This is a genomic window from Mycobacterium sp. pUA109, assembly GCF_041287095.1.
Taxonomy (GTDB): domain Bacteria; phylum Actinomycetota; class Actinomycetes; order Mycobacteriales; family Mycobacteriaceae; genus Mycobacterium.
This window is the reverse complement of sequence record NZ_JBGGKS010000013.1, coordinates 1-22,499: the sequence shown is the minus strand read 5'-3', so window position 1 is coordinate 22,499 and position 22,499 is coordinate 1. Positions and strand designations below refer to the sequence as shown.

General features: G+C 63.3%; 22 protein-coding genes. 10 read left to right on the top strand and 12 right to left on the bottom strand.

Translation table 11 applies throughout. The features are described from left to right. Positions 1–32 precede the first annotated feature (32 nt). Genes ACAG26_RS15870 through ACAG26_RS15845 form a run of 6 tightly spaced genes read left to right on the top strand, consistent with a single transcriptional unit; the run spans position 33 to position 5,945 of the window. Positions 33–407, top strand: a complete 375-nt coding sequence (locus tag ACAG26_RS15870) for a DoxX family protein (RefSeq protein WP_370483799.1) — start codon at positions 33–35, stop codon at positions 405–407. A gap of 25 nt (positions 408–432) precedes the next feature. Continuing rightward, positions 433–1,563, top strand: coding sequence for a VOC family protein (locus tag ACAG26_RS15865; protein WP_370483797.1), 1,131 nt, complete (start codon positions 433–435; stop codon positions 1,561–1,563). Further along, the gene (locus ACAG26_RS15860) at positions 1,560–2,498 is read left to right on the top strand and encodes a fumarylacetoacetate hydrolase family protein (RefSeq protein WP_370483793.1); all 939 of its coding nucleotides are present in this window, start codon (positions 1,560–1,562) and stop codon (positions 2,496–2,498) included. Before ACAG26_RS15865 ends, ACAG26_RS15860 begins: the two co-directional genes overlap by 4 nt. A 2-nt stretch (positions 2,499–2,500) precedes the next feature. Continuing rightward, positions 2,501–4,384 carry an acyl-CoA synthetase gene (locus tag ACAG26_RS15855; RefSeq protein ID WP_370484093.1) on the top strand — a complete coding sequence of 628 codons (1,884 nt, stop codon included), beginning with the start codon at positions 2,501–2,503 and terminating at the stop codon, positions 4,382–4,384. A gap of 14 nt (positions 4,385–4,398) precedes the next feature. Then, the gene (locus ACAG26_RS15850; protein ID WP_370483790.1) at positions 4,399–5,556 is read left to right on the top strand and encodes an acyl-CoA dehydrogenase family protein; all 1,158 of its coding nucleotides are present in this window, start codon (positions 4,399–4,401) and stop codon (positions 5,554–5,556) included. Continuing rightward, complete coding sequence (locus ACAG26_RS15845) at positions 5,553–5,945, top strand: nuclear transport factor 2 family protein (protein WP_370483785.1); 393 nt, start codon at positions 5,553–5,555, stop codon at positions 5,943–5,945. Before ACAG26_RS15850 ends, ACAG26_RS15845 begins: the two co-directional genes overlap by 4 nt. Positions 5,946–6,042: 97 nt before the next feature. On the opposite strand, the gene ACAG26_RS15840 is transcribed toward ACAG26_RS15845, so the two are convergent. The 3 genes from ACAG26_RS15840 to ACAG26_RS15830 form a co-directional block, all read right to left on the bottom strand. Beyond that, complete coding sequence (locus tag ACAG26_RS15840; protein ID WP_370483780.1) at positions 6,043–7,149, bottom strand: S-(hydroxymethyl)mycothiol dehydrogenase; 1,107 nt, start codon at positions 7,147–7,149, stop codon at positions 6,043–6,045. 70 nt (positions 7,150–7,219) lie between these two features. Continuing rightward, positions 7,220–7,417: a ferredoxin gene (locus ACAG26_RS15835; RefSeq protein ID WP_370483775.1), complete on the bottom strand. Its 198-nt coding sequence runs from the start codon at positions 7,415–7,417 to the stop codon at positions 7,220–7,222. Positions 7,418–7,481: 64 nt separating this feature from the next. Continuing rightward, positions 7,482–8,594 (bottom strand): cytochrome P450, encoded by a 1,113-nt coding sequence (locus tag ACAG26_RS15830; protein WP_370483770.1) that lies wholly within the window; start codon positions 8,592–8,594, stop codon positions 7,482–7,484. 323 nt (positions 8,595–8,917) lie between these two features. On the opposite strand from ACAG26_RS15830, the gene ACAG26_RS15825 reads away from it, so the two are divergent. Beyond that, positions 8,918–10,093 (top strand): PucR family transcriptional regulator, encoded by a 1,176-nt coding sequence (locus ACAG26_RS15825; RefSeq protein ID WP_370483766.1) that lies wholly within the window; start codon positions 8,918–8,920, stop codon positions 10,091–10,093. A gap of 37 nt (positions 10,094–10,130) precedes the next feature. Here the strand turns inward: ACAG26_RS15825 and ACAG26_RS15820 are convergent, their stop codons facing one another. From ACAG26_RS15820 to ACAG26_RS15780, 9 genes are all read right to left on the bottom strand, one after another. Further along, entirely contained in the window at positions 10,131–11,093 is a 963-nt protein-coding gene (locus tag ACAG26_RS15820; protein WP_370483764.1) for a pirin family protein, read from the bottom strand. Between the two features lie 34 nt (positions 11,094–11,127). Continuing rightward, positions 11,128–11,466 (bottom strand): DUF732 domain-containing protein, encoded by a 339-nt coding sequence (locus ACAG26_RS15815; RefSeq protein ID WP_370483762.1) that lies wholly within the window; start codon positions 11,464–11,466, stop codon positions 11,128–11,130. Between the two features lie 5 nt (positions 11,467–11,471). Then, positions 11,472–11,930 carry a DUF5078 domain-containing protein gene (locus tag ACAG26_RS15810; protein ID WP_370484091.1) on the bottom strand — a complete coding sequence of 153 codons (459 nt, stop codon included), beginning with the start codon at positions 11,928–11,930 and terminating at the stop codon, positions 11,472–11,474. Between the two features lie 305 nt (positions 11,931–12,235). Next, entirely contained in the window at positions 12,236–12,808 is a 573-nt protein-coding gene (locus tag ACAG26_RS15805; protein ID WP_370483760.1) for a nuclear transport factor 2 family protein, read from the bottom strand. A 111-nt stretch (positions 12,809–12,919) separates the two neighbouring features. Continuing rightward, entirely contained in the window at positions 12,920–13,153 is a 234-nt protein-coding gene (locus ACAG26_RS15800; protein WP_370483758.1) for a hypothetical protein, read from the bottom strand. 232 nt (positions 13,154–13,385) lie between these two features. Further along, positions 13,386–13,787 carry an NAD(P)H-dependent oxidoreductase gene (locus ACAG26_RS15795; protein WP_370484090.1) on the bottom strand — a complete coding sequence of 134 codons (402 nt, stop codon included), beginning with the start codon at positions 13,785–13,787 and terminating at the stop codon, positions 13,386–13,388. A 2-nt stretch (positions 13,788–13,789) separates the two neighbouring features. Further along, the gene (locus ACAG26_RS15790; RefSeq protein ID WP_370483756.1) at positions 13,790–14,149 is read right to left on the bottom strand and encodes a hypothetical protein; all 360 of its coding nucleotides are present in this window, start codon (positions 14,147–14,149) and stop codon (positions 13,790–13,792) included. Between the two features lie 7 nt (positions 14,150–14,156). Continuing rightward, complete coding sequence (locus ACAG26_RS15785) at positions 14,157–15,347, bottom strand: CE1758 family FMN-dependent luciferase-like monooxygenase (protein ID WP_370483754.1); 1,191 nt, start codon at positions 15,345–15,347, stop codon at positions 14,157–14,159. 113 nt (positions 15,348–15,460) lie between these two features. Continuing rightward, entirely contained in the window at positions 15,461–18,079 is a 2,619-nt protein-coding gene (locus tag ACAG26_RS15780; RefSeq protein ID WP_370483752.1) for a LuxR C-terminal-related transcriptional regulator, read from the bottom strand. 168 nt (positions 18,080–18,247) lie between these two features. On the opposite strand from ACAG26_RS15780, the gene ACAG26_RS15775 reads away from it, so the two are divergent. Genes ACAG26_RS15775 through ACAG26_RS15765 form a run of 3 tightly spaced genes read left to right on the top strand, consistent with a single transcriptional unit; the run spans position 18,248 to position 22,443 of the window. Then, the gene (locus ACAG26_RS15775) at positions 18,248–19,129 is read left to right on the top strand and encodes an SDR family NAD(P)-dependent oxidoreductase (RefSeq protein WP_370483750.1); all 882 of its coding nucleotides are present in this window, start codon (positions 18,248–18,250) and stop codon (positions 19,127–19,129) included. Positions 19,130–19,159: 30 nt separating this feature from the next. Continuing rightward, positions 19,160–19,687: an MmpS family transport accessory protein gene (locus ACAG26_RS15770; RefSeq protein WP_370483749.1), complete on the top strand. Its 528-nt coding sequence runs from the start codon at positions 19,160–19,162 to the stop codon at positions 19,685–19,687. Beyond that, positions 19,684–22,443, top strand: a complete 2,760-nt coding sequence (locus tag ACAG26_RS15765) for an RND family transporter (protein ID WP_370483747.1) — start codon at positions 19,684–19,686, stop codon at positions 22,441–22,443. The genes ACAG26_RS15770 and ACAG26_RS15765 overlap by 4 nt, the downstream gene beginning before the upstream one ends. Positions 22,444–22,499: the final 56 nt, after the last annotated feature.

The window sequence follows — 22,499 nt, the reverse complement described above, 5'->3', positions numbered from 1 at the left end:
AAAATCCCACCTCACCAGAGAAACGGACACCGATGAATACCCTGCTGTGGACACTGCAGATTGTGCTGGCTGTCGTCTTCGTGGGCGCCGGCGCCATCAAACTGATCCAGTCTCGGGATCAACTCGCCGGCCGTATCGGCGCCTGGGTTTACGACTTTCCCGCTCCGCTGATCAAGCCGCTCGGTCTGGTTGAAGTCCTCGGCGCCATTGGGCTGATAGTGCCGCCGGTAGTCGACAATGCACCGATCCTGGCGCCGGTCGCTGCGAGCGGGCTGGTTGTCATCATGATCGGCGCGATCATCATCCACAGTCGACGGGACGAGTATCGCGACGTGAGCGTCAACGTGCTGCTGGCCATCATGGCCGGGGTCGTCGCCTGGGGACGGTTCGGGCCCCACGCGTTCTGATCAAGCTCAGGTAAGGAGTGTTGCGATGAGTCACCCAGTGGGCGCCCACACCGACCTGCACAGCGAGTCGGGTGCACTTAAGGGCGAGCACCCCGGCCGGTCGCGTAACCCCGTGATCAAGGTCCGCGACATCGCTTGGCTGGAGTTTGTGAAACCGGACCTGGTGAGGGCCGAGGCATTCGCGCATGCTTTCGGCTTCGCCACGGTGCTCCGCACCGGTGCCGAATTACATCTGCGCGGCACTGATGCCGGCCTACCGTGCGTGATCATTCGCCGCGGCAGTAGCACGGGTTTCCGTGGTATGGCATTTACCGCCCACGACAACGCCGACCTTATCCGGCTGGCGGAAGCGACCGGCGCTCGAACTAGCCCCTTACCCGACGCCATCGGCGGGCTCAGCGTCGACCTGATCGACCCGAGCGGCATACCGGTCCACGTTGTGGCCGACACGCATCAACTCGATGCGCTCCCGGTGCAGACGCCACACACCTTCAATTTCGGTGACGATCTGCGCCGAGTGAACGCGACGCAGCGCCCACCGCGGGTTCCGACCAGGGTGCAGCGCCTCGGGCACGTGGTGTTGCAGAGCACTACATACACTAAGTCGCTCAACTGGTATCTCGACATCCTCGGCATGATCGTCAGTGACTTCCTGTACTTTCCCGGACAACGCGACCGCGGACCGACGATGAGCTTCATCCGCTGCGATCGCGGCATGACGCCGGTCGATCACCACACCGTGGCGATTGCGCTGGGTGCATCGAACCGCTACGTACATTCCGCGTATCAGGTGTGTGATCTCGACGCGCTGGCCGCCGGCGGTGAATACCTCAAGGACCACGGCTACCAGCGATCCTGGGGGATTGGACGCCACATTCAGGGAAGTCAGATTTTCGACTATTGGCGAGACCCGGACGGCTTCCTCGTCGAACATTTCACCGACGGTGACCTGTTCGACCGCACCCTGGAGCCAGGGTGGGCACCGTTCACCGCCTCGGGTCTGGCCCAGTGGGGACCGCCCGCCAGCAAGGACTTCCTCGGGACCAATCCTAAATCCCTTCCCCACGAAGTGCGCTCGATGCTCACCGCGCTGCGGGCCAACAACGAGTTCGATATCCGTCGCCTGATCGGCCTGATGAAAGTGACCCAATCGTGACAGTCTCCGTCTTGCGCACCGTCGACGCGTGGTGGGTTCAAACTGCTGCTGGTGCCGCCCAGATCGCTACCGGCGCCACCACCACCGCCCAGCTGCTCGCCGATCGATCCGCCATCGAGGCCGCCGTCGACGCCGACCACTCGGTACTTGTTGACAGCCTGGCGCTGGTCTCGCCGGTGACCACGCCCTGTCGGGTGGTGGCGCAGATGACCAACTTTGCCTCTCATGTCAAAGACGCGGGGATGGATCCGAAAACGATTCCGCTGACCTTCTTCCGCAAGTCGTCCGCGTCGATCACCGGGCCTTTCGATGACATCGTCAAACCCCGCCACGTCCGGTTCCTGGACTACGAGGTGGAGATCGGTCTCGTCATCGGCCGCGACATCCCGGTCGGCACCACCGTTTCGGAGTCGAACCTGTCTGACTTCGTTGCCGGCCTGGTGGTCACCAACGACGTATCGGCGCGGGACATCCAGCTGCCCCAGACCCAGTTCTACGAGGCCAAGTCTTACCCCACCTTCACCCCGGTCGGCCCGGCGATGGTGCTACTCGACGCCGACGAACTCAGGCGATTTGGCGAGCTGAGACTGCGGCTGAAGGTCAATGGCGAACTTCGCCAGGACATGGTCGTGGACGGCGACATGCTGTACACGCCGGTGCAGGCGCTGCAGTCGCTCAGCAGGTTTCAGGACCTCGCCGCGGGCGATGTCATCCTGACCGGGACCCCGGTCGGTACCGCGCTGAGCGCACCACCGAAGCCGATCGCATTCGTCGCCAACCTGCTGCCGCCGACGCTGAAATGGAACGCCTTTTTCAAGGGGCAGTCGGGCAATCCCAAATATCTCCACGACGGAGATGTCGTGGAGACCACGGTCAAGACCGATGACGGCACGATCGATCTTGGTCTCCAGCGCAACACCGTTAGGTATGCGTGAGCATGGACCTGCTGTGGCCGAGGTACTCCGCACCCGGCGACCTAGCGGCTATCGAGGAGGTCCCGTTGGCCGATCGGGGCCTGCCCACCTCGACCTACGCGATGCTGGTCCGCGCGGCCGCACTGTGGCCCCATCGGCCCGCGGTGACCGCATTACCCGACGGACGGTGTTGGCAACAACCCGCGCGGCGTACCTTTGCGCAGCTCCTTCACGATGTGCACCGGATTGCAAATCTGCTGCGGGATTTGGGGATACAGCGGCAGAGTGCCGTTGCTCTCATCGCACCGAACTGTGACGAGCTGATCACCGCCACTCTGGCAGCCCAACTCGCCGGCATCGCCGCGCCCATCAACGGTGCGCTATCGCCTGAGCACATCGGCGAATTGGTTCGCCGCAGCGGCGCCCGGGTATTGGTTGCGGCCGGCCCCGAACTTGATCAGAGCAGCTGGGCGATTCCTCAGCACTTAGCCCGCACCGGCGCGGTCGACACCGTGCTGCTGCTACGCCCTACCACTGCGCCCCCTGCTGATGACCTGCCGCCGGAACTGTCTGGCGTCGCAGTCGGCTACCTGAGTCGGCTTGCCGAACGCTACGACGGCACGAGATTCTCCGGGCAGGCACCCGCCGCTGATGATCTGGCGGCGCTGTTCCACACCGGCGGCACCACCGGCGCACCGAAACTGGCGGCCCATACCCACGCCAACGAGGTCAGCGACGCCTGGATGATCGCCGCCAACGGTCTGCTTGACGAAGAGTCAGTTGTATTTGCGGGGTTGCCGCTGTTTCACGTCAATGCGCTGGTGGTCACCACACTGGCTCCGCTGCTACGCGGGCAACACGTGGTGTGGGCCGGACCGCTTGGATACCGGGATACTGCCCTCCACGAGAACCTCTGGAAAATCATTGAGCGCTACGCCATCTCCGCGATGAGCGCCGTACCCACCGTGTACGCGGTGCTAGCCCAGTATCCGGTGGATGCCGACATCGCGAGTATGCGCATGGCCCTGGTTGGTGCCTCGACGCTGCCGGAGGCGGTGCGTCAGGGTTTCGAATCCCGGACCGGTATTCCGCTCGTGGAAGGTTACGGGCTCACCGAGGCCACCTGCGCCAGCGTACGCAGCTTTCCTACCCATCCGCGCCACGGATCGGTCGGCCAACGGATGCCCTACCAACACGTCAAAGTGGTGCGCATCGACAGCGATGGCACCTGGTATGAACTGCCCCGCGGGGCGGTCGGCAATCTTGTAATCGCCGGTCCGACTGTGTTCCCCGGATACGTGATCGGCCGTGATGCGGGCGGTTACCTGCTCGACGGCGACGGCAAAGTGGTGGACGGGTGGCTCGACACCGGTGACCTCGCCCGGATTGACGACGAAGGCTTTGTGTACCTGATAGGCCGCGCCAAGGATCTAATCATCCGCGGTGGGCACAACATCGATCCGACCATCATCGAGGACGCACTGTTGGCGCACCCGGACGTCACCGCGGCTTCTGCAATCGGCAGGCCCGATCTGCACGCCGGCGAAGTGCCGGTCGCGTACGTGACACTCCGCCCCGGAGCCACCGTCACCGGAGACGAACTGCGCGTCTGGGCCGGTCAGCGCGTCGTCGACCGCGCCGCCGCACCGAAAGCTGTCATGGTCATCGATTCGCTGCCGGTCACGGCGGTCGGTAAGCCATACAAGTTGCGGCTGCGCGCTGATTCGGCTCGCGCCGTCGCCGCCGAAGCACTTCATGAAGTGCCGGACATCGCCGCGATCACCGATGCCATCGAGAATGGCATCCCCGTAGTCACCATCGCCATTACCGAGAACTCAGACGGCCGGGCGGTTGACGACATCCTTGGCCGCTATCCGCTCACCTACCGCCTCGTGCGGAATCCATGACGGGAGAAACATACATGCGCAGGACAGCTTTCGGTTCGGACCACGATGCATTTCGCAAAACGATCCGTTCGTTCATCGAAGCCGAGGTCGTCCCGGTGTACGACGAATGGTATGACGCCGGCATCGTTCCCCGCGAGTTCTACTACAAGTTAGGCGAATTGGGCGTCTTCGGCATCGAAGTGCCTGAGGAATACGGCGGCGCCGGGATCGCATCGTTCAAGTTCGAGGCCATTCTTGCCGAGGAAGCCGCGCGTGCCGGGGTAACTCTCGGCGGCTCCTTTGTGCACGTGGGACTGTGCCTGCCATACCTGACTCTGTACGCCTCCACTGAGCAGCGGGAGCGGTGGTTGCCTGGTTTCGTGACGGGTGAAAGCATGTTCGCCATCGCCATGACAGAACCCGGCGCGGGCTCCGACCTCGCCGGGATGCGGACCACGGCGACGCTCTCGGATAACGGCGCGAGCTACGTGTTGAATGGTGCGAAGACGTTCATCACCGGCGGGGTACACGCCGACCGAGTCATCGTATGCGCTCGCACGGCGCCGCCACGCGACGACGACCGCCGTCACGGGATCTCATTGTTCGCCGTCGATACGACATCAAGCGGGTATCACGTTGGACGCAAACTCGACAAGATCGGCCTGAAAGTCTCAGACACCGCCGAGCTGAGCTTTACCGATGTCCATGTTCCGGTCGACGACCTTCTCGGGGAGCCCGACCGGGGGTTCGCCTACCTCACGCAGAGTCTGCCGCGCGAACGGCTGTGCATCGCCCTGCACGCTCACGCCCAAGCCGACGCGGCAGTGCGCTTCGCTCACCAGTACACGCAGGAGCGCACGGTTTTCGGTAAACCGGTGGCGCAGTTCCAGAACACCAAGTTCGAACTCGCGGCCTGTCGGGCTGAGGTCGACGCATCTGAGGCGGTCGCGGACCGTGCGCTGGATGCATACGACAACGGTGAGTTGTCGGCCGCCGACGCCGCGTCGGTGAAATTGTTCTGCACCGAAACCGCATCCCGGGTCATTGATCGCTGCCTGCAACTTCATGGCGGTTACGGGTACATCACCGAATACCCGATCGCCCGCCTCTACGCGGACAACCGTGTCGCCCGCATCTACGGTGGCACCAGCGAAGTCATGAAGATGATCATCGCAAAGGATATGGGGCTGTGAGGACTCAGAGGCCTGACGAACGGACCATCCGCGAGCTGTTCGCCGTCCTGGATGCTGGCGACATTGAAGCCGCGCTGGGCTTCATGACCGAGGATGTCGCATTCCGATTCGGTAGTGCGGAGCCCTCCACGGGTCGAGCTGCCTTCGCCGCCAACTGTGCCGCAATGGCCGAGGTCATCGCAACGATCTCGCATGAGCTGCTGACGGTCTGGACAACGGCAGACCCCGATCCAGTCGTGATCTGTGAGATGGCAGTCACATACCAGCGCCATGACGGTGCCCAGCTGACGCTCCCCTGTGTTAACACCTTTCGTCAGCGGGGCGGTCTCATTGCGGATTACCGAATCTACATGGACATCAACCCGGTTTTCACTGTGCGAAGCGCCTGAGGACATCAACTTGGATTTCGTCATGAGCGGGAAGCCTCATGCAGTAGGTCGCGTGCGGCTGGCAATTCACAGACACCCTTTACAAAGTGACGGATGATCAGCCGAGCGCACGCGGTCGCTTCAAGACCACCACCGAGCGCAGCACCTGGCCGCCGTGCATCTTTGAAAAGGCGTCCTCGATCGCGTCGAGCCCGATGCGTTCGGTGACGAAGCGCTCCAGCGGCAGCCGGCCCTGCAGATACAGGCTGATCAGGGTGGGGAAGTCGCGTTCGGGCAGGCAGTCGCCGTACCACGACGACTTCAGCGATCCGCCGCGGGAGAAGAAGTCGATCAGCGGCATGTCCAGCCGCATGTCCGGGGTGGGCACCCCGACCAGCACCACGGTGCCGGCCAGATCCCGGGCGTAGAACGCCTGCTGCCAGGTTTCCGGGCGGCCGACCGCGTCGATCACCACGTCGGCACCGAAGCCGTCGGTGAGGTCGGCGATCGTCTCCACCGGGTCGAGGTCGCGGGCGTTGATGGTGTGGGTGGCGCCAAAGTCGCGGGCCCAGTTCAGTTTCGTGTTGTCGGTGTCGACGGCGATGATCCGCTTGGCGCCGACCAGCGCCGCACCGGCGATCGCGGCGTCCCCGACGCCGCCGCAGCCGATCACCGCGACGGTGTCATCCCGGGTGACGCCGCCGGTGTTGATCGCCGCACCCAGCCCGGCCATCACCCCGCAGCCCAGCAGCCCGGCGACCGCCGGGTCGGCGTCCGGGTCGACCTTGGTGCACTGGCCCTCGTGCACCAGCGTCTTGTCGGCGAACGCGCCGATGCCCAGCGCCGGGGTCAGCGCGGTGCCGTCGGTCAGCGTCATCGGCGTCGACGCGTTGAAGGTGTCGAAGCAGTACTGCGGCCGGCCGCGTTTGCAGGCCCGGCACTGCCCGCACACCGCGCGCCAGTTCAGCACCACGAAATCGCCGGGAGCCACCGCGGTGACCGCCGACCCCACCGTTTCGACGGTGCCGGCCGCCTCATGGCCGAGCAAAAACGGGTATTCGTCGTTGATGCCGCCCTCGCGGTAGGTCAGGTCGGTGTGGCACACCCCGCAGGCGGTCACCTTGACCACGACGTCGTTGGGGCCCGGGTCAGGGATGATGATGTCCACCAGTTCGACCGGGTCGCCTTTTTTCCGGGAAATCACACCGCGCACTGTCTGACTCACCCCTAGACCTCCGTGTGGAAGGTGGAATGGCGACTTTCAATGATCGCGGGCAGACGCCCCTTCTGCGCCGTCACAGGACCTCCCTCAGGGCTGCCACGGGACAAGCGCTGAGGGCGCCCCGAGCTGCGCCGACCAGGTGGTTGGGAAGATTCTGCCCGTCGTGGTGATTAATGAGCTCCCCCTCCTCGTCCGTGGTGAACAGGGCGGGGGCTTGCTCGACGCACAAGCCGTGACCCTCACACCGATTGCGGTCGATCCCGATTTTCATGTTGTCCTCCTGTGGATGATTGCCCAGTGGGGCGATGTTGGCGACGGCAGAAGTCGACGCGGACCTAGGTGCTTGGACCCTTGGGCACCAGCCGGATTGGCAGGTTCTCGAATCGGTGAATCACGTTGTTGACGGCCCTTCCCGGCGTGCCGTCGAGTTCAATGTGGTCAACGTGTCGTATCAATGAGCGCAGGATGGCTTGCGTCTCCAGTCGGGCGAGACCTTGACCTGCGCAGCCGTGCGTCCCGTGCCCAAAACCGACGTGGCGGGAGGCGTCTCGCGTGATGTCGAAACGGTCGGGATCGCTCCAGACCCGCTCATCGCGATTCGCCGACGCATACATGACCAGCAGTCGCGATCCGGCCGGGACTCGAGTTCCGGCAATCCGGATATCGCGCCTGGTACGGCGCCCGAACGCCCGAACGGGTGACTCCAGCCGCACGATTTCGTTCACTGCGTTGGGCACCGTTGTGGGATCCGCCTGGAGCATCTGCCATTGATCCCGGTAGCGCGCGAAAAGCCACAGAGCCGCGGCGATCGCACTCGCCGTGGTGTCGATGGAGGGCGCTAGATAGTCGATGAAGACGCCGGGACATTCCGACCGCTTTAGGGTGCCCTCATCGACGCGCTGGAACAGTTCGTCGGCCATACTGCCCGGCAGCACGTCTCGGCGACGAGCCAGCCGATGTACGAAACCCAACATCGAGAAAGCGCTCGGCAGTGATCGGATCGCCAGCCTGTTCAATGGCCCGAGCATGTCGAACGTAGCACCGGCCCACCCGACTAGGTGCTCTCGTCCCCGTTCCGGCCATCCGACCAGGTCGGGGACAACGCTGAGCGGCAGCTTCAGAGCAATGTCGCCCACACCGTCCACGCGGCCTTTTGCTAACGCCGCAAGCACGGCCTGCTCGGCGAGATCCTCGACGAAAGTGTGCAGCGGTCGCAGCGCTCGGGGTGTGAGCCGGTGCGCGGTCAGCTTCCGGCGGCGATCGTGTGCGGTTCCGTCTGTCAGGAGCACGCTGTTCTTCCCGATGACCCGTGAGATCACGTTGAGCGCCACCCCGCCGCTGGAGTGGAAGGTGTTGTGGTCACTGAGAACAGACTTGACTTCTGCGTAACGAGGCAGTGCATATAACTTCTGTTTCGGCAGCCAAACGACGGGGCCGAGGTCCCGCATGGCTGCGTAATGTGGATGAGGATCGCGAATCGCGTTCTCTGAGTACAGGTCCGCCTCATAGACGGGCGCGTTGCCCGGTGGCCTCGAGCCAGCTTGACTTCGCGCCCATGGCTGCGGCGTACGCCTGCCGCCGGTTGAGACCGGACACGAGGGTGGAGAAGGTGAGAAGGTCATGTGGTGATCGTCACAGGGTGTTGGTGGGCAGAGGTAGGGGCTGAATGCACCAGTTTTGCGGTTTCGTGGTGCAATGGGCACCGCATCCATAGACTGCCGCTGTGACCTCACCCCGCTGCACTGACCGGACGCGAGAGCTGTTGCTCGCGATGGCCGAGGCACTCGTCCGCACTCAGGAAAGCTGGCTGGCCAAGCTGGCAGCCGATTCGCTGAATGCGGCCGGGATGGAGGCTGCGGCTACAGATCCGGTTCTGCGAGCATCGGCTGAGCGTGCGTTCCGGGCTAGCTTTCTCCATTGGTTCACGCAGAACATCCGTTATCCAGGCGCCCGCGTTCCTCCCGGCCTCGACGAGGAGGTCGTCCACATCGCGCGCGACCTCATCAGACGAGGTCTCGAAGACCTTCCACTGGCGGCCTACCGTTCGGGTCAGGCCTCGGCTTTTCGGCTGGTGCTGGACATGGCGTTCACACTCACCCGCGACCCAACGGAGCTCCAGGACCTCCTCGATGTTGCTATCTGGTCGATCAACGACTTTGTCGACAGCACCGTGGCCGGGGTCCGGGACATGATGCGGGCCGAGCGGGCCGAAATACTGCGGGGCAGTCAGTCCGAACTCCGTGAGACTGTCGCCCTTGTGCTGGACGGCGCGCCGATAGCAAAGCAACGCGCCGAATCGAGGCTGGGCTACCGGCTAGATCAGGCACACACCGCGGTAGTTATCTGGAGTACAGAACCCGACGCCGATCTCCGCCGGGTCGACGATGTCGTCGAAATGCTCCGGAGACCGCGGAGAACCCGGCCCCTCACGGTGATGCCAGACGCATCTACGAAGTGGCTGTGGCTTCCGGGAACCGACGACATCGATCGGGACCAGCTGCGCAGTGCTGTGGATCCCGCCGCATCTGTACGGGTTGCGGTCGGTGGGCGAGCTGCGGGCGTGGAGGGATTCCGGCGCAGCCACCTTGACGCCATTGTCGCGCAGCGCATGGTGGCGCGACTGGACTCACCTCAGCGCGTCGTCTTCTTCGATGACGTTCAACTCGTGGCGTTGATGACCAGCGACGCGGAGGGCGCGGAGCAGTTTGTGCGGCAGATCCTCGGCGATCTCGCGCAGGCGTCTCGAGAGATTCGTGACACCGTGCTGGCATACGTTGAGGAAAACGGTAGTGTCCGCCAGGTCGCTGGCCGACTCTACGCACATCGCAATACCGTCGTGCGTCGAGTGGCGCGGGCTGAATCGCTGTTACCCCGACCCCTCGCGGAGAACCCAGTCCAGGTGGCCGCTGCCTTGCAGGTGTTGCGCTGGACCAGACCCGGGCGCTGAATGTCGATCTTCCCGGGCCGGCTTCATGCGCGTTCCCTCAGGTCGGGTTGGGACGTGGTCGCAGCGTGGCCTTTGGCAACGGAGGCGCCGGCAGTCGGGATAGCGCTCCGCGATAGCCCTGCACGGCACCGAACCGGTCGGCGTGGTTTTCCCACAGCCGACGGAAGGCGACGATGTCGTCGTGACTACGCCCGACGAAGTTCCACCACATGACCAACTGCTCGGTGAACGGCGGACCGCCGAGAAGCAGCACACGAGCGGAACGCTCCCCCAGGTTGTGCAGGGGCAGCCCGTGGTTGCCCGGAGGCTGGTACGCGAGGTCAGCGACATCGAGCGCGCTCCCGGCGACCGCAACTGTGCCCTGGTTGAGCAACACACCGTGCTCGAACGTCGGATTGACATCGAGGAGCATGCGGGCGCCGGGGGCCAGGTCGACCTGTGCGCCGAGCAGCGGCGTGAACGTGCGGACCGGAGATCGCGCACCGGCAAGCTCACCGAGAAAGGCCCGGATGGTACCGCCGGAAAGCGAAACAGGCTCTGGCACATAGTGATCGAAACCGCAGTCGGTATCACGGTCGGCATCCGGCAGCGCCACCCACAGTTGCACGCCGTGCAGAACTGTCGTCGAGGCGGTGGACACCTCGGAATGGCAGATGCCGGCTCCGGCCGTCATCAGGTTCAACTCGCCTGGCCGCACGAGGGCGTGCACCCCGGCGCTGTCGCGGTGCTCCACCTCGCCGCTGAACAACCAACTCACCGTCTGCAACCCGGTGTGCGGATGCGGCGGCACATCCATGACGGTGCCGTCGCGGACGTCGTGCGGGCCGTAATGGTCGGCGAAACACCACGCCCCGATCAGCGACCGCTCCCGCTGTGGCAGTGTGCGGCGCACCCGGACTGCCCGCACCCCACCCAAGGGCACTTCGCGCGGATGTAGCACGCCGGTGAATGTCGATGCGGCACACGCCACTTCGCCCGGGGCGGTGTCGGTGTTGCTCATCGCCACACACTACCCCTCAGTGCGCCATACACGATCACCGACGGGACTCAACGGCCGCGTTTTCCAGCGCGGGCGCCTGCTGCGGACAGTAGAAGCTGATCGCGGTCGCAAGAAACTCCCACGCCTGTACTTGTGTGGTGTGTCTTGGAAGATTGGTGGATAGGAAATGGGCCGACCTGTCGGCGTTGACGTCTAGGCCCCGATTCAGTCGTTCGCAGACGATCTTGCCCAGCCACGCGTTGTAGTCGCGGGGCCCGTAGATGCCGTGGGTGTGGAGCTGATCGCCAAAATCGGCGTCGACGTCGGCGTGCACCTGCCCAGCCGCAGCGATTGCCACGGCAACGATCGCAGCCAATAGCTTGGCGGGTTTCATCGCCCTCACCAGTCCCACACGGATTCATCATCGGGCTGGTATTGGCTACATGCATCTGCTGTTTTGGCTACAACACCTTTATTGTTGAAGAAGATCTTGCCCCAGTTGGGCCACGCCGCCGTCAAGGGGTCGGCGAAATGAGTCACCCATTCCTCGGACTGGGCTCTGCGAGACTCTGGACTCAAGGAAAGAAACCAATGAATTTCGTCCTTGGCGGCCTGTTGGACGCTCGGCGGGTGATTATGAAGGTCAATCATGTACCGCTCGTAATAAATCGGTGTGACGTCTCGCGCAGCTCCCAAGAGTTGCTCGGCGGTGCAGGTTGTCCGGATGATCCTGCGAGGTATCGGATAGTCCTCTGTGGAGTCGGCGACGGCGACCCCGGGAAGGGCCACCGCGCCGATGCCGAGGGCCAGCAGGGCAGCGCCGGCGCGGAAAGCAGGATTCGTACGTTGGCGGCGCATCCCGTCTGCATCAATGCCTTTCCCGTTTCGAGCCGAACGGGAGTGTTGATCCGACGTCCGCAGCAGTGTTTTTGATTTCGAGTTACATCCTTCAGTCACCGTGGTTCCTCCTGAGTCGCACCAAGATTCGGTACCGTTTGCATTCCCATCAGCCGTCATGGCATATCTCCGTTGAGTTGTGCGGCGACATTTCCCTGCGGGAGTCGCGTGCTTTCGTCCGCCGCCCTGAGAACGGACGGCGCTGCCTACGCCAACGGGACTCTTTGCTCTACGGTGCCGGTCGTGTGTTCCGTCAGTGTTTGCGTTCAGACGACGCCGTTGGGGTTTAGGGCTCGGACTTTCCACCGCATCCTGGGGATCATCATCGGTATTAGCTTGGGAGTCGGGTTGGAAAATGGAGCGGCGTTTGTCTTCGGATCGCCGATGAGCTGCAACACGTCCCAATGCTCGATGGCTTTCCCGTCCTCGTCCATCCGGTAGATGTCGACGACGGCGATCCCGGTGTCTTTGGGGTTGTCGTTGATGAAGTTAAAAAACCGGCCGTGCGTCCATACCCAGTCGCCGGACGCCATGATCTTGTCAACCACCAGGCGGGCGTACTTGCGCTCGGTGGTGAGCGTTTCGAAGTAGGCGGCCAGCCCGTCGGGGCCATCGGCGATGAGCGGATTGTGCTGAATGTAGTTAGGGTTGAGGTACTTCGCCACAGCCTCCTTGGGCCGCTTTTGGTTGATCATCAGCTCGCACCAGGCAAGGACGTTGTCCTTGTTGCGCACAGCACGAGAATCGTTGGGATCAATAATTTCAATCATCACAAGCTCCTTGGTGATCGATGAGCAGTTGAACTGGTTGTCCGGATTGAGCCGCTGCACTGTCGGCACGGCTGGGACGTCGTGGCCATCGCGTCCTTTCCGTCGAGGACGTCCCATAGCACAGGTTCGCGCGCCACCGGGTGAACGGTCGTCACCCGATCCGGGCGATCTGCCGGCGGCTCAGCCGCGCGGGCAGCGGACTTCGAGCAGTTCCAAGCCCAGTGCCTCGATTTGAGCGAGCACGCCATAAAGCGCCGCCTGATCGGGCAACCCACCAGTAAGCACCGTCTCGGCGCCCTGCACCTCGGCGTTCAGCGCGGGAAAGGCCGCGAGCATCGTCGCGCTTAGCTGCCCGCGAACGCGGATCTCATAGCCCGCCGATGGCGGGTTAGCCGTATTCGCCGCACCGTCCATCGGCCAAGCGTCGCATTCGAGGGGGTGAAGGCACATCACCCCGATCGGGTGAGGCGATCCTCCCAGCGGCGGCCGGGCGACCCCAGCATCCCCGCCTGGCGGGGCGTGGTCGACCACCTCGGCGCTGTGGATCTCGTTGGCCGATCCCCGATGCGGACAGGTTGCTGGGAAAGACGAGCGAATCCGGCGAGGTCGAGGGCACGTACGACGGTGGACCCGACTTGGCTGGTGGTTAGCGGGCAGGCTCAGAATTGGTTTCCGGCAAGGCACTTCCTCCGGCCGCAAGCCGCATGAGCGTCGTGTTGACATCGACACCGGCCGCCACGTGATCCGGCCGAGCCGCGTTGCTGTCGAATTCATGCGGATAGCTGGCCCACGGGTGAGTGATGATGCTGTGACTGGCGCCCGAGGCGACGAGCACCACGAGCTCGTTTGCGGCGCGTTCAATCCGCATGCCCAGTTCACTGGTAGCCCAGTCCTCGGGTGCAGCGAAAACCGCCGTGGGGAGCGTGAGAGCACGCAGGTAGGCGAACAGCTGCCGCATCTGATCATCGACGACCAGCGCGTGTCGAGCGGTTCCGGCAGTGGCGGCGAGCAGCACCGGCTTGGCGACCACCAGATCGTCATCGAGCAGGTCTACGAATGACTTGAACAGCCCGCTGATTCCAGCCTTGTAGACCGGGTAGCGGCGATGACGGCGTCGGCAGTCGCTAGTCGGTCCGTCGCGTTCTGGAGTCTTTCGTTCGGAAAGCCGGCGATGGTGGCGTGCGCGATGTCGACTGCAAGTGGCCCGAGCTCGATCACGTCGACGCCCGCAGCTATGCCCGCCCGTCGCAGCTGGTCAATGCTCTTCTGGGCCAGCCGGTCGGCGAGCAGCCGGGTAGACGAGGGGGAGCTCACGCCCGCGTTCACGATGACGAGGCGGGCGGGGGCAGCAGGCATTGTCGATCCTGTCGCGTTCGCGGCCGGGTCGGGATCAGGCACCGTGGTGCTCATCAGTGTCTCAACTCACCAGCGGGAGGTTGGCGACGAGGTTGGGATCGCTGTCCTGATACGGCGACGTGCCTGTGACATTGTCGCCGCGGTTGGGGTTGGGACGCGGCTGACGCGGTTCGCCGTCGCCGTATTTCGCCTTGACCAAGCTCTCGTGAGTAGGGGCGTCGGGGACGCCGGGCGCGTGCCGCGCCTCCATCTCTTTCCGAAGCACCGGCACGACCTCGGTGCCAAGCAGTTCAATCTGCTCGAGCACCATCTCCACCGGCAGTCCCGCCGCGTCGACGTTCCACAACTGACGCTGGTAGTCCCCGAAGCCCTCCTGGAAGGTCAGGGTTTTGTCGATGACCTCCTGCGGGCTGCCGACGCTCATGGGGGTGGAGCTCATGTAGTCCTCGAGCGCGTAGCTGCGGCCATAGATGGACGAGCCCTCGAAATACGGACGGTACGTTTCGACGGCGTCCTGCGAACGCTTGGCGATGAACGCGTGCCCGCCAAGCCCGATGATTGCTTGTTCGCGTGTGCCGTGACCGTGGTGCTCGAACCGCTCCCGGTAGAACTCGACCAGCGGCCGGAAGTGGAAGTTGGGGGCGAGGATGTTGTTGGCGAAGAACCCGTTCCCGTAATACGCTGCCTGCTCGGCGATTTCGGGGGTCCGGATGGATCCGTGCCAGACGAACGGCGGCACGTCATCGAGCGGGCGCGGAGTGGAGGTGAACCCTTGCAGCGGGGAGCGAAAGCCGCCCTCCCAGTCGACCACATCCTCACGCCACAGGCGGTGCAGCAGGTTGTAATTTTCCAGGGCCAGTTCCAGACCCTGCCGGATGTCCTTACCGAACCAGGGATAGACCGGCACCGTGTTGCCGCGCCCGATCATAAGGTCCATCCGTCCCTTGGCCACATGCTGGAGCATCGCGTAGTCCTCTGCGATCTTGACCGGATCGTTGGTGGTCACCAGCGTGACCGCCGTACTCAGAACGATCCGCTGCGTCAATGCCGCGATGTGCGCCAGCAGAGTAGTCGGTGAGGAAGAGAAGAACGGTGGGTTGTGGTGCTCGCCGATGGCGAACACGTCCAGCCCGACCTCGTCGGCCTTCTGGGCGATTCGAACGATGGAGTCGATCCGCTCTGCCTCGCTGGGCGTGTAGCCAGTGACGGGATTCCGGGTGATGTCACTGACTGAGAAGATTCCGAATTGCATCTAGCGCCTTTCTCGTCGCGTCGTGGGCTCAGAACCATCTCAGCCCCTGCATAGACCCGAGCGTCGCAGTCGCGCGGGTGAGGGCGCATCGCCCCGATCGGGTGACGATGGTGCTAACGCCGGGCGGACGGTCCCAGTAGCCCCGCCTGGCGGGCGCGCTCGACCGCGTCGGTGCGACGGTGCACACCGAGCTTGGCGTAGATGTGACGCATGTGGGTCTTGACCGTGTTGAGGGACAGGTAGAGCTCGTTGCCGATCTCGGGCGCTGACAGGTTGCTCGGCAGGTATCGAAGTACACGCAGCTCGCCCTCGCTGAGACCCTCTACCAGTGGGGTGGGTTCGTCGGAGCGCTCGGGGAGTGACGACCCGGCAAGCACGTCGAGGATGTCCTGGAGCAGGGCGGCGTGGGCGGTGCGGTGCCGCTGATGGCGCTCGAGCAGATCGAGGGCCGGGATCATCAGGAAGGGCAAGACGAGCGAATCCGGCTCGGCTAGGTCGAGCGCGCGTTCGATGTCAGACCTGGCGGCCTGCGGGTCGCCCAGCTGGTCGTGCGCGAGCGCGTCGAGGATCAGGGACATGATGACGGTGAAATTGCGAATCACGGGAACCGCACCGGCCAGCACGGGGGCAACGGCGTCGACGGCCGCCTGCGCATTGCCCTCGGCAAGGTGCACCGAGGCGAGCGCCGCACGCGCCTCACCCCAATCGCGATGCACCTCGGGCATCGTGGCGAGCGTTGCGCGGGCGGCTGCACTGTCGCCCAGCCGCACCTGAGTGTGTACCAGAGCCTCGCACACCTGGACGGTCAACACGTGCGGTGTGACGAGGAGCGTCTGCAGCTGCGCCGCCGCGCGGAACGCCTCAAGCGCCTCAACGAGCCGGCCCTGGCCGACATGTAGACCGCCACGAGCCAGATGCAGGAGCAGCCCCGTGGCGGGCTCGAGTTCTGGGCGCAGGGCCAGCGCTGCCCGGTCGAGCCAATGCTCTGCCTCGTCGAAACGACCCTGCCACACGTCGAAACCAGCCATTCGCGCAAGCGCGACACCGACGATCGGCTCGGCTCCCCAGCCGTGGGCGTCTGCCAGTGCAATCCCTTCCAGGCAGCGTTGCCGCAGAAGAGCGAACGGTCTGGCGCCCATCGCCGAATGGGCCAGACAGCCGATCGCGATGTACGGCCGTTCGATCCGGCGCGCCAGCTCCAAGCCCTGTTCCAAGTGCCGGTCCGCGTCCTCGTCGCGACCCGACCAGCGTTCGACGATGCCGAGGTTCATCAACGCCAAAGCCCGCGCGTCGGTCGCCAGTGCGACGTCGCTTAGCGTCTCCGCGTCAGCGGGCTCAAGCAGCGGCTGCACCTCGCCGAGCACGCCGCCGAAATCGCCACGCCGACGAGCCACCACCAATCGCGCAACGCCGAGCATGACCTCCAAGCGGCGCCGCCGCTCGTCGGGCACCACCGAAAAACTGCGCTCGGCGATAGCCAGGTATGCCGCCGCGTCGTTGAGCGAACCGCGCGCGAGCTGATCGGCGGCGATGACGGCGGCCAGCTCCGGATCGGAGACTTCATTGGCCGGGAAGCCCGCGAGCAGCGCGCTCACAGTCGCGCCCTGGCCGTCGAGGGCGAGGCTGACGCCGTGGTCGGCGATCAGGCGGGTGGCGAACCCCCAGTCCTGTGCAATCTGGGCGTGTCGAACTGCATCCACCACGTACCCCTGCTCCGCGTACCACTGTGCGGCGGCGCGGTGCAGGGGCGCGATGGCGTCCGGGTCGGTTCGTCGCAACTCCAAGCGCAAGAGATCGGCTAAAAGGTGATGGTAGCGAAACCAGGAGCGCGCAGAATCCAACGGCGCGACAAACGCATTCGCATCGGCCAGCGCGTGCAGGATCCGCTCCGATCCCGTAGTTTCGAGGAGGAAGTCGGCGACGGCACCATTCACCCGCTCGAGTACCGAGGTCCGCAGCAGGAGTCGCCGGACCTCGCCGGGCTGTCGCTTGAGTACCTCGGCAAGTAAGTAGTCAGCGACGGTGCGCTCGCTGCCCGAGAAGTCAGCGACGAACGATTCCGGATCCGGATGCCCCAGGAGCGAGAGCGTCGCCAGCCCCAGACCTGCCGCCCAGCCCTCGGTGCGTGCCTGCAGAAGGGTAATGCTGTCCTCCGACAAGGCAATCCCTACCACGGCAAGCAGCTCTCGCGTCTCGTCGAGCGTGAAGCGCAACTCGGCCGCGCGGAGTTCGCTCAACTCCCCGGCAAGGCGCAGACGGTGCAAACCTAGTTGCGGATCGTGGCGGCTTGCGAGGACCACATGTAACAGCCTGGGGCGCCGCAGCAGCATCGCCTCGAGCTGCAGCAGCGCCTCGGGAGCGGCTAGCTCGTGCAGATCATCGATCACCAATACGACCTGCGCTTCCAGCGAGGCCAACTCGGCCACCAGACGCTCGACGACCGCCTCACCCTCGAACTCCGGACTGGGCGTCAGTTTCTCCACGAAGGCGTCCACACCGACGGCCGCGCGTAGCTCCCCAATCACCGACAGCCAGAAATGCTGCGCGTCCCGCTCACCGCGTTCCACCGATACCCAAGCCACACGATCAGCGAGTCCGGCGTCGTCGATCCATGACTGAAGTAGCACCGTCTTGCCGCTCCCCGCAGGGGCAGACAGCAGTGTCACGCGGCCACCGGCTGAGAGTCGGCTGAACAGCGCTGGCCGTGCGACCACCGACGGAGCGGCAGACATCTCGGGAGCAGACGGTCGGGACACGGTACCCAGTATCCGGCTATGCGCCCGGGGAACCGACGGATCGCCCGGATCGGGTGACGACATATCACCCGATCCGAGGTGAGGCTGGGCCGCACACCAGGGCCAAGATCGCCCCCCAATCTGAAAGAAGGACCAATGCCAACCATGCGACCCATCGACCGTACAGCCGTGATCACAGGTGCCGGATCCGGTCTGGGCAAGGACATCGCCGTGGGACTGGCGGCCAAGGGCTATCGGGTCTGGGGCACAGCCAGGTCCGAGCAAGAGGTGAGCAGCCTGACCGCGGTATCCGAGGGCCGGGTGGCCTTGAACATTGTCGACGTCACTGACGAGCAGGCCCTACGCGAGTTCGCGGCCCAGGTCAGCGTCGAACTCGATGCCGGTTTGAATCTGTTGTTCGGCAACGCCGGGATCCTCACGCCGGGCCCGCTTGAGGTCGTGTCCCTCGACAAGATCCGCCACGAATTTGAGGTCAACGTCTTCGGGGCGCTGGCCACGGTCAACGCCTTCCTCCCCGTACTGCGCAAGGCACGCGGGCGGGTGGTATTCACCAGCTCGGTAACGGCCGCGTTTCCGGTTCCATTCAACGGCCCCTCCAGCGCGTCGAAGGCTGCACTCGAAGCTTTCGCCGACATCTACCGCACCGAATTGCACCCCTTCGGGGTTGACGTGGTGATCGCCCAGCCCGGCAACATGGTCACCGGGGGGCCGGCCAAAACCGCAAACGCGCTGGTCAGCGCTCACGCTGCAATGACCCCCGCAGAGCAAGCGCTATACGGCGAGGTCTTCGGCCGCTTCATGACGATGTTCAATGTTGCCCAGGCCGCCGGTATGTCTTCGGAGCTGGCGGCCGCCAAGATGATCGCGCTCAGCGAGCAGGTGCCGGCTCCGACCCGCGCACCGATCGGCGCGGATGCAGAAAGCTTGCTGGCCTTGGTCGCGCACAGCAGCGATGAGCAACTCGACGAGGCCCGCCGCAGCATGTTGGCCGACACCCCTGGCAGTTCCACGCTGGCGGAGAACTAGACGGTCTCGTCCCGCAACGATCTGGCTGCGATGCACCAGCCGTTCAATTGGTCGTTACGGGAAATAGATCATCAGCTCGTTGGGAAAGCCGCCGCGGATTCGAAATGGAAGTGTGAAGTGAAACGATCAACAGTTGCCAGTAAGGTGACCGCCGTCTGGATCCCGTGCGCGGCTTTGCTGGCAGGCGCCCTCGGCGTTGTGGGTGTCTACAATCTCCACGGTATTTTTGGATCCAATTATCGCAATACGAACGCACCCACCGATCAGATCGTTTCGGTCAACAAAAAAGACGTAATATACGAACTCTTCGGCCCAGAGCGGTCCTCGGGAATGATCAGCTACCTAGATGAGCATGCGCAACCCCACAAGTCGAGTTTCACGAGTCTGCCCTGGTCGCTGACGATCACGACCACCGCGACCAGCGTCATCGCCGATATCTTTGCCCAAGGCGACGCGCAGCCGTTGGGCTGCCGAATCACCATTAACGGTGTAGTTCGCGATGAGCAATCCTCGGATGGCGTCGATGCCGCCACGTTTTGTTTGGTGAAGTCGGCATGACCGGCTCGCATGCTGACCGCGGCTCGCGGCCATTGCTTCCGCGCGTCATCCGGGCGCTGTCCATACCGATCATTCTTTTTTGGCTTGCAATGGCGGCGGTGCTAAACGTCATCAGTCCGCAGTTGGAAACGGTGACACGAGAGAACTCCTTATCGCTATCACCCGCGGATGCACCATCGGTTACCTCGATGAAGCACATGGGCCAGAAGTTCAATGAGTTCGACTCCGACAGCGTGATGATGATCGTCATCGAAGGAGGCAAACCCCTCGGTGACGAAGCGCACAAATATTACTCGCGGTTGGTCGAGACGCTGGACCGCGACACACAACACGTGCAGCACGTTCAGGACTACTGGGGGAGCCCTGTCACCGCTGGAGGTATGCAAAGCGAAGATGGTAAGGCCGCCTACGTTCAGGTGAATTTGGCCGGGAATCAGGGTACGACGCAGGGCACGGAGTCCGTCGACGCGGTTCGCGAAATTGTCGCTAATTCTGGACCGCCGCCGGGAATCAAAGCATATGTCGGCGGTGCGGCGGCTCTTGTCGCCGACACCAATGAAGCCGGCGACAAAAGCATGGTGAAGATGACCGTGGTCACGCTCATTGTCATCGCCGTAATGCTATTTTTGATCTATCGCTCCCTGGTGACCGCTATCTTGACGTTGGGTGTCGTGCTGGCCGAGATGGCGACCGCGCGTGGCGTAGTGGCATGGCTAGGTGATCACCATGTCATGGGATTGACCGTATTCGTCGTGAGCATCTTGACCGCGCTGGCCATCGCGGCCGGAACTGACTATTTCATCTTTCTCCTCGGCGGCTACCACGAGGCGCGTTCGTCGGGTCAAGATAAAGACGCAGCCTACTATACGGCGATCCACCGTGTGGGCCATGTCATCCTGGGATCCGGATTAACAATTGCCGGCGTCCTGCTATGCTTGCGTTTCACCCGGCTGAATTACTTCAATACCCTGGCGATTCCTGCGGCGCTGGGAATGGGTGTCGTCCTTATGATGGCACTCACTTTAGGCCCCGCGGTCTTAACCGTGGCGACCTCCGTAGGACTGCTCGAGGCTAAGCGCCCGATGGCGACGCGCCGGTGGCGAAGAGTGGGAACGGTTATCGCCAGATGGCCGAAGCCAGTTCTTGTGTCGGCTCTGGTCGTGGTGGCGGTCGGAATTATCATTCTGCCGTCATACCGGCCAGCCTACGACGCACGGCTTTACATACCAGATTCTGTCTCATCTAATGTTGGGTACGCTGCGGCAACGCGTCATTTTCCCGGGCCCAGGATAAATCCCGACCTGTTGATGGTCGAAGCCGACCACGACTTACGGAATCCGCGGGACATGTTGGTTCTCGACAAGATCGCCAAAAGCGTTTTTCACGTTCGAGGAATCGCGCGCGTGCAAAGCATCACCCGCCCGCTCGGGCCACCGGTAGAGCATGGTTCGATTCCTTTCCAGATGAGTATGCAAAGCACTACATTGCAGGAATCCCTGCAGTTCTTGAAGGCCCGGACCGGCGACATAATGAATATCGTGACCGATTTGGACGGCATGATCGCAGTGATGGAACGTATCCACGGGTTGATGGGCCAAATGGCGGACACGACCCACGACATGACGGCCACGATGCATGATATACAGGAGACAACTTCCGAGGTACGAGATCGACTAGCTGACTTTGATGATTTCTTTCGGCCTCTGCGCAATTACTTCTACTGGGAGCCGCATTGCTTCGATATACCCATATGTTGGGCGCTTCGTTCAATCACGGAGTCGGTAGATGGGGTAGACCAACTAACTGAGCAGACGGGCACGATGTTGGACCATCTGGACAGGATGGATGCGTTGATGCCGCAATTAGCCGATCAAATCCCGCCGTTGATTTCTATCGCAAAAAGCATGCGGGCGACCCTGTTCACCACGCACAGCACGTTTTCGGCAATGCTGACGCAGATGGATCGGCTGACCGACACCGCGACCGTGATGGGGCAGGTGTTCGACGAAGCCAAGAACGATGATTTGTTCTATTTGCCACCAGACGCTTTCCAGAGCCCTGACTTCCAGCACAGCCTCAAGCTCATGGTGTCCCCGGACGGCAAGGCCGCACGACTCACGATCACCCACGACACCGAGCCCGCCTCGCTCGACGGTATCGCTGCCGTGCAGGATGAATTCCAGGCAGCAAAGGAAGCCGTGAAAGGGACCCCACTGGCGAACGCCAAATTCTATCTTGGCGGTACGGCGGCGACCTATCGCGATATCGACCAGGCGGCTCGCTACGACCTGATGATCGCAGGGCTCTCCGCGATCATCTTGACCTTTATCGTCATGATGCTGCTTACCAGGGCATTCGTTGCCGCCCTTGTCATCGTTGGCGCGGTAGTGTTGTCGCTGGCTGCCTCGTTCGGTCTATCCATCCTGATCTGGCAGCACATCTTGGGCGTTGATCTGTACTGGATTGTGCTCCCGCTGGCGGTCATCGTGCTTATCGCCGTCGCGTCGGACTACAACCTGCTATTCATATCTCGGCTCAAAGAAGAGGCCCCTGCCGCAATGAACACGGCTCTGATCCGTTCCTTCGCCGGCAGCGGCGGTGTCATCATGTCCGCGGCACTCGTCTTTGCCTTCACCATGATCTCCATGATCACCAGTGATCTGCGTTCGATCGGTCAGGTCGGTACGACCATCGGTCTTGGCCTGCTGTTCGACACATTCATCGTTCGCTCGCGGGTCTGCTGCACGGATAGGTGACAGTTTCGGTTACGCGGCCTGGCTGGCCGGTGTGGTCATGATTGCTTCGAATTCGA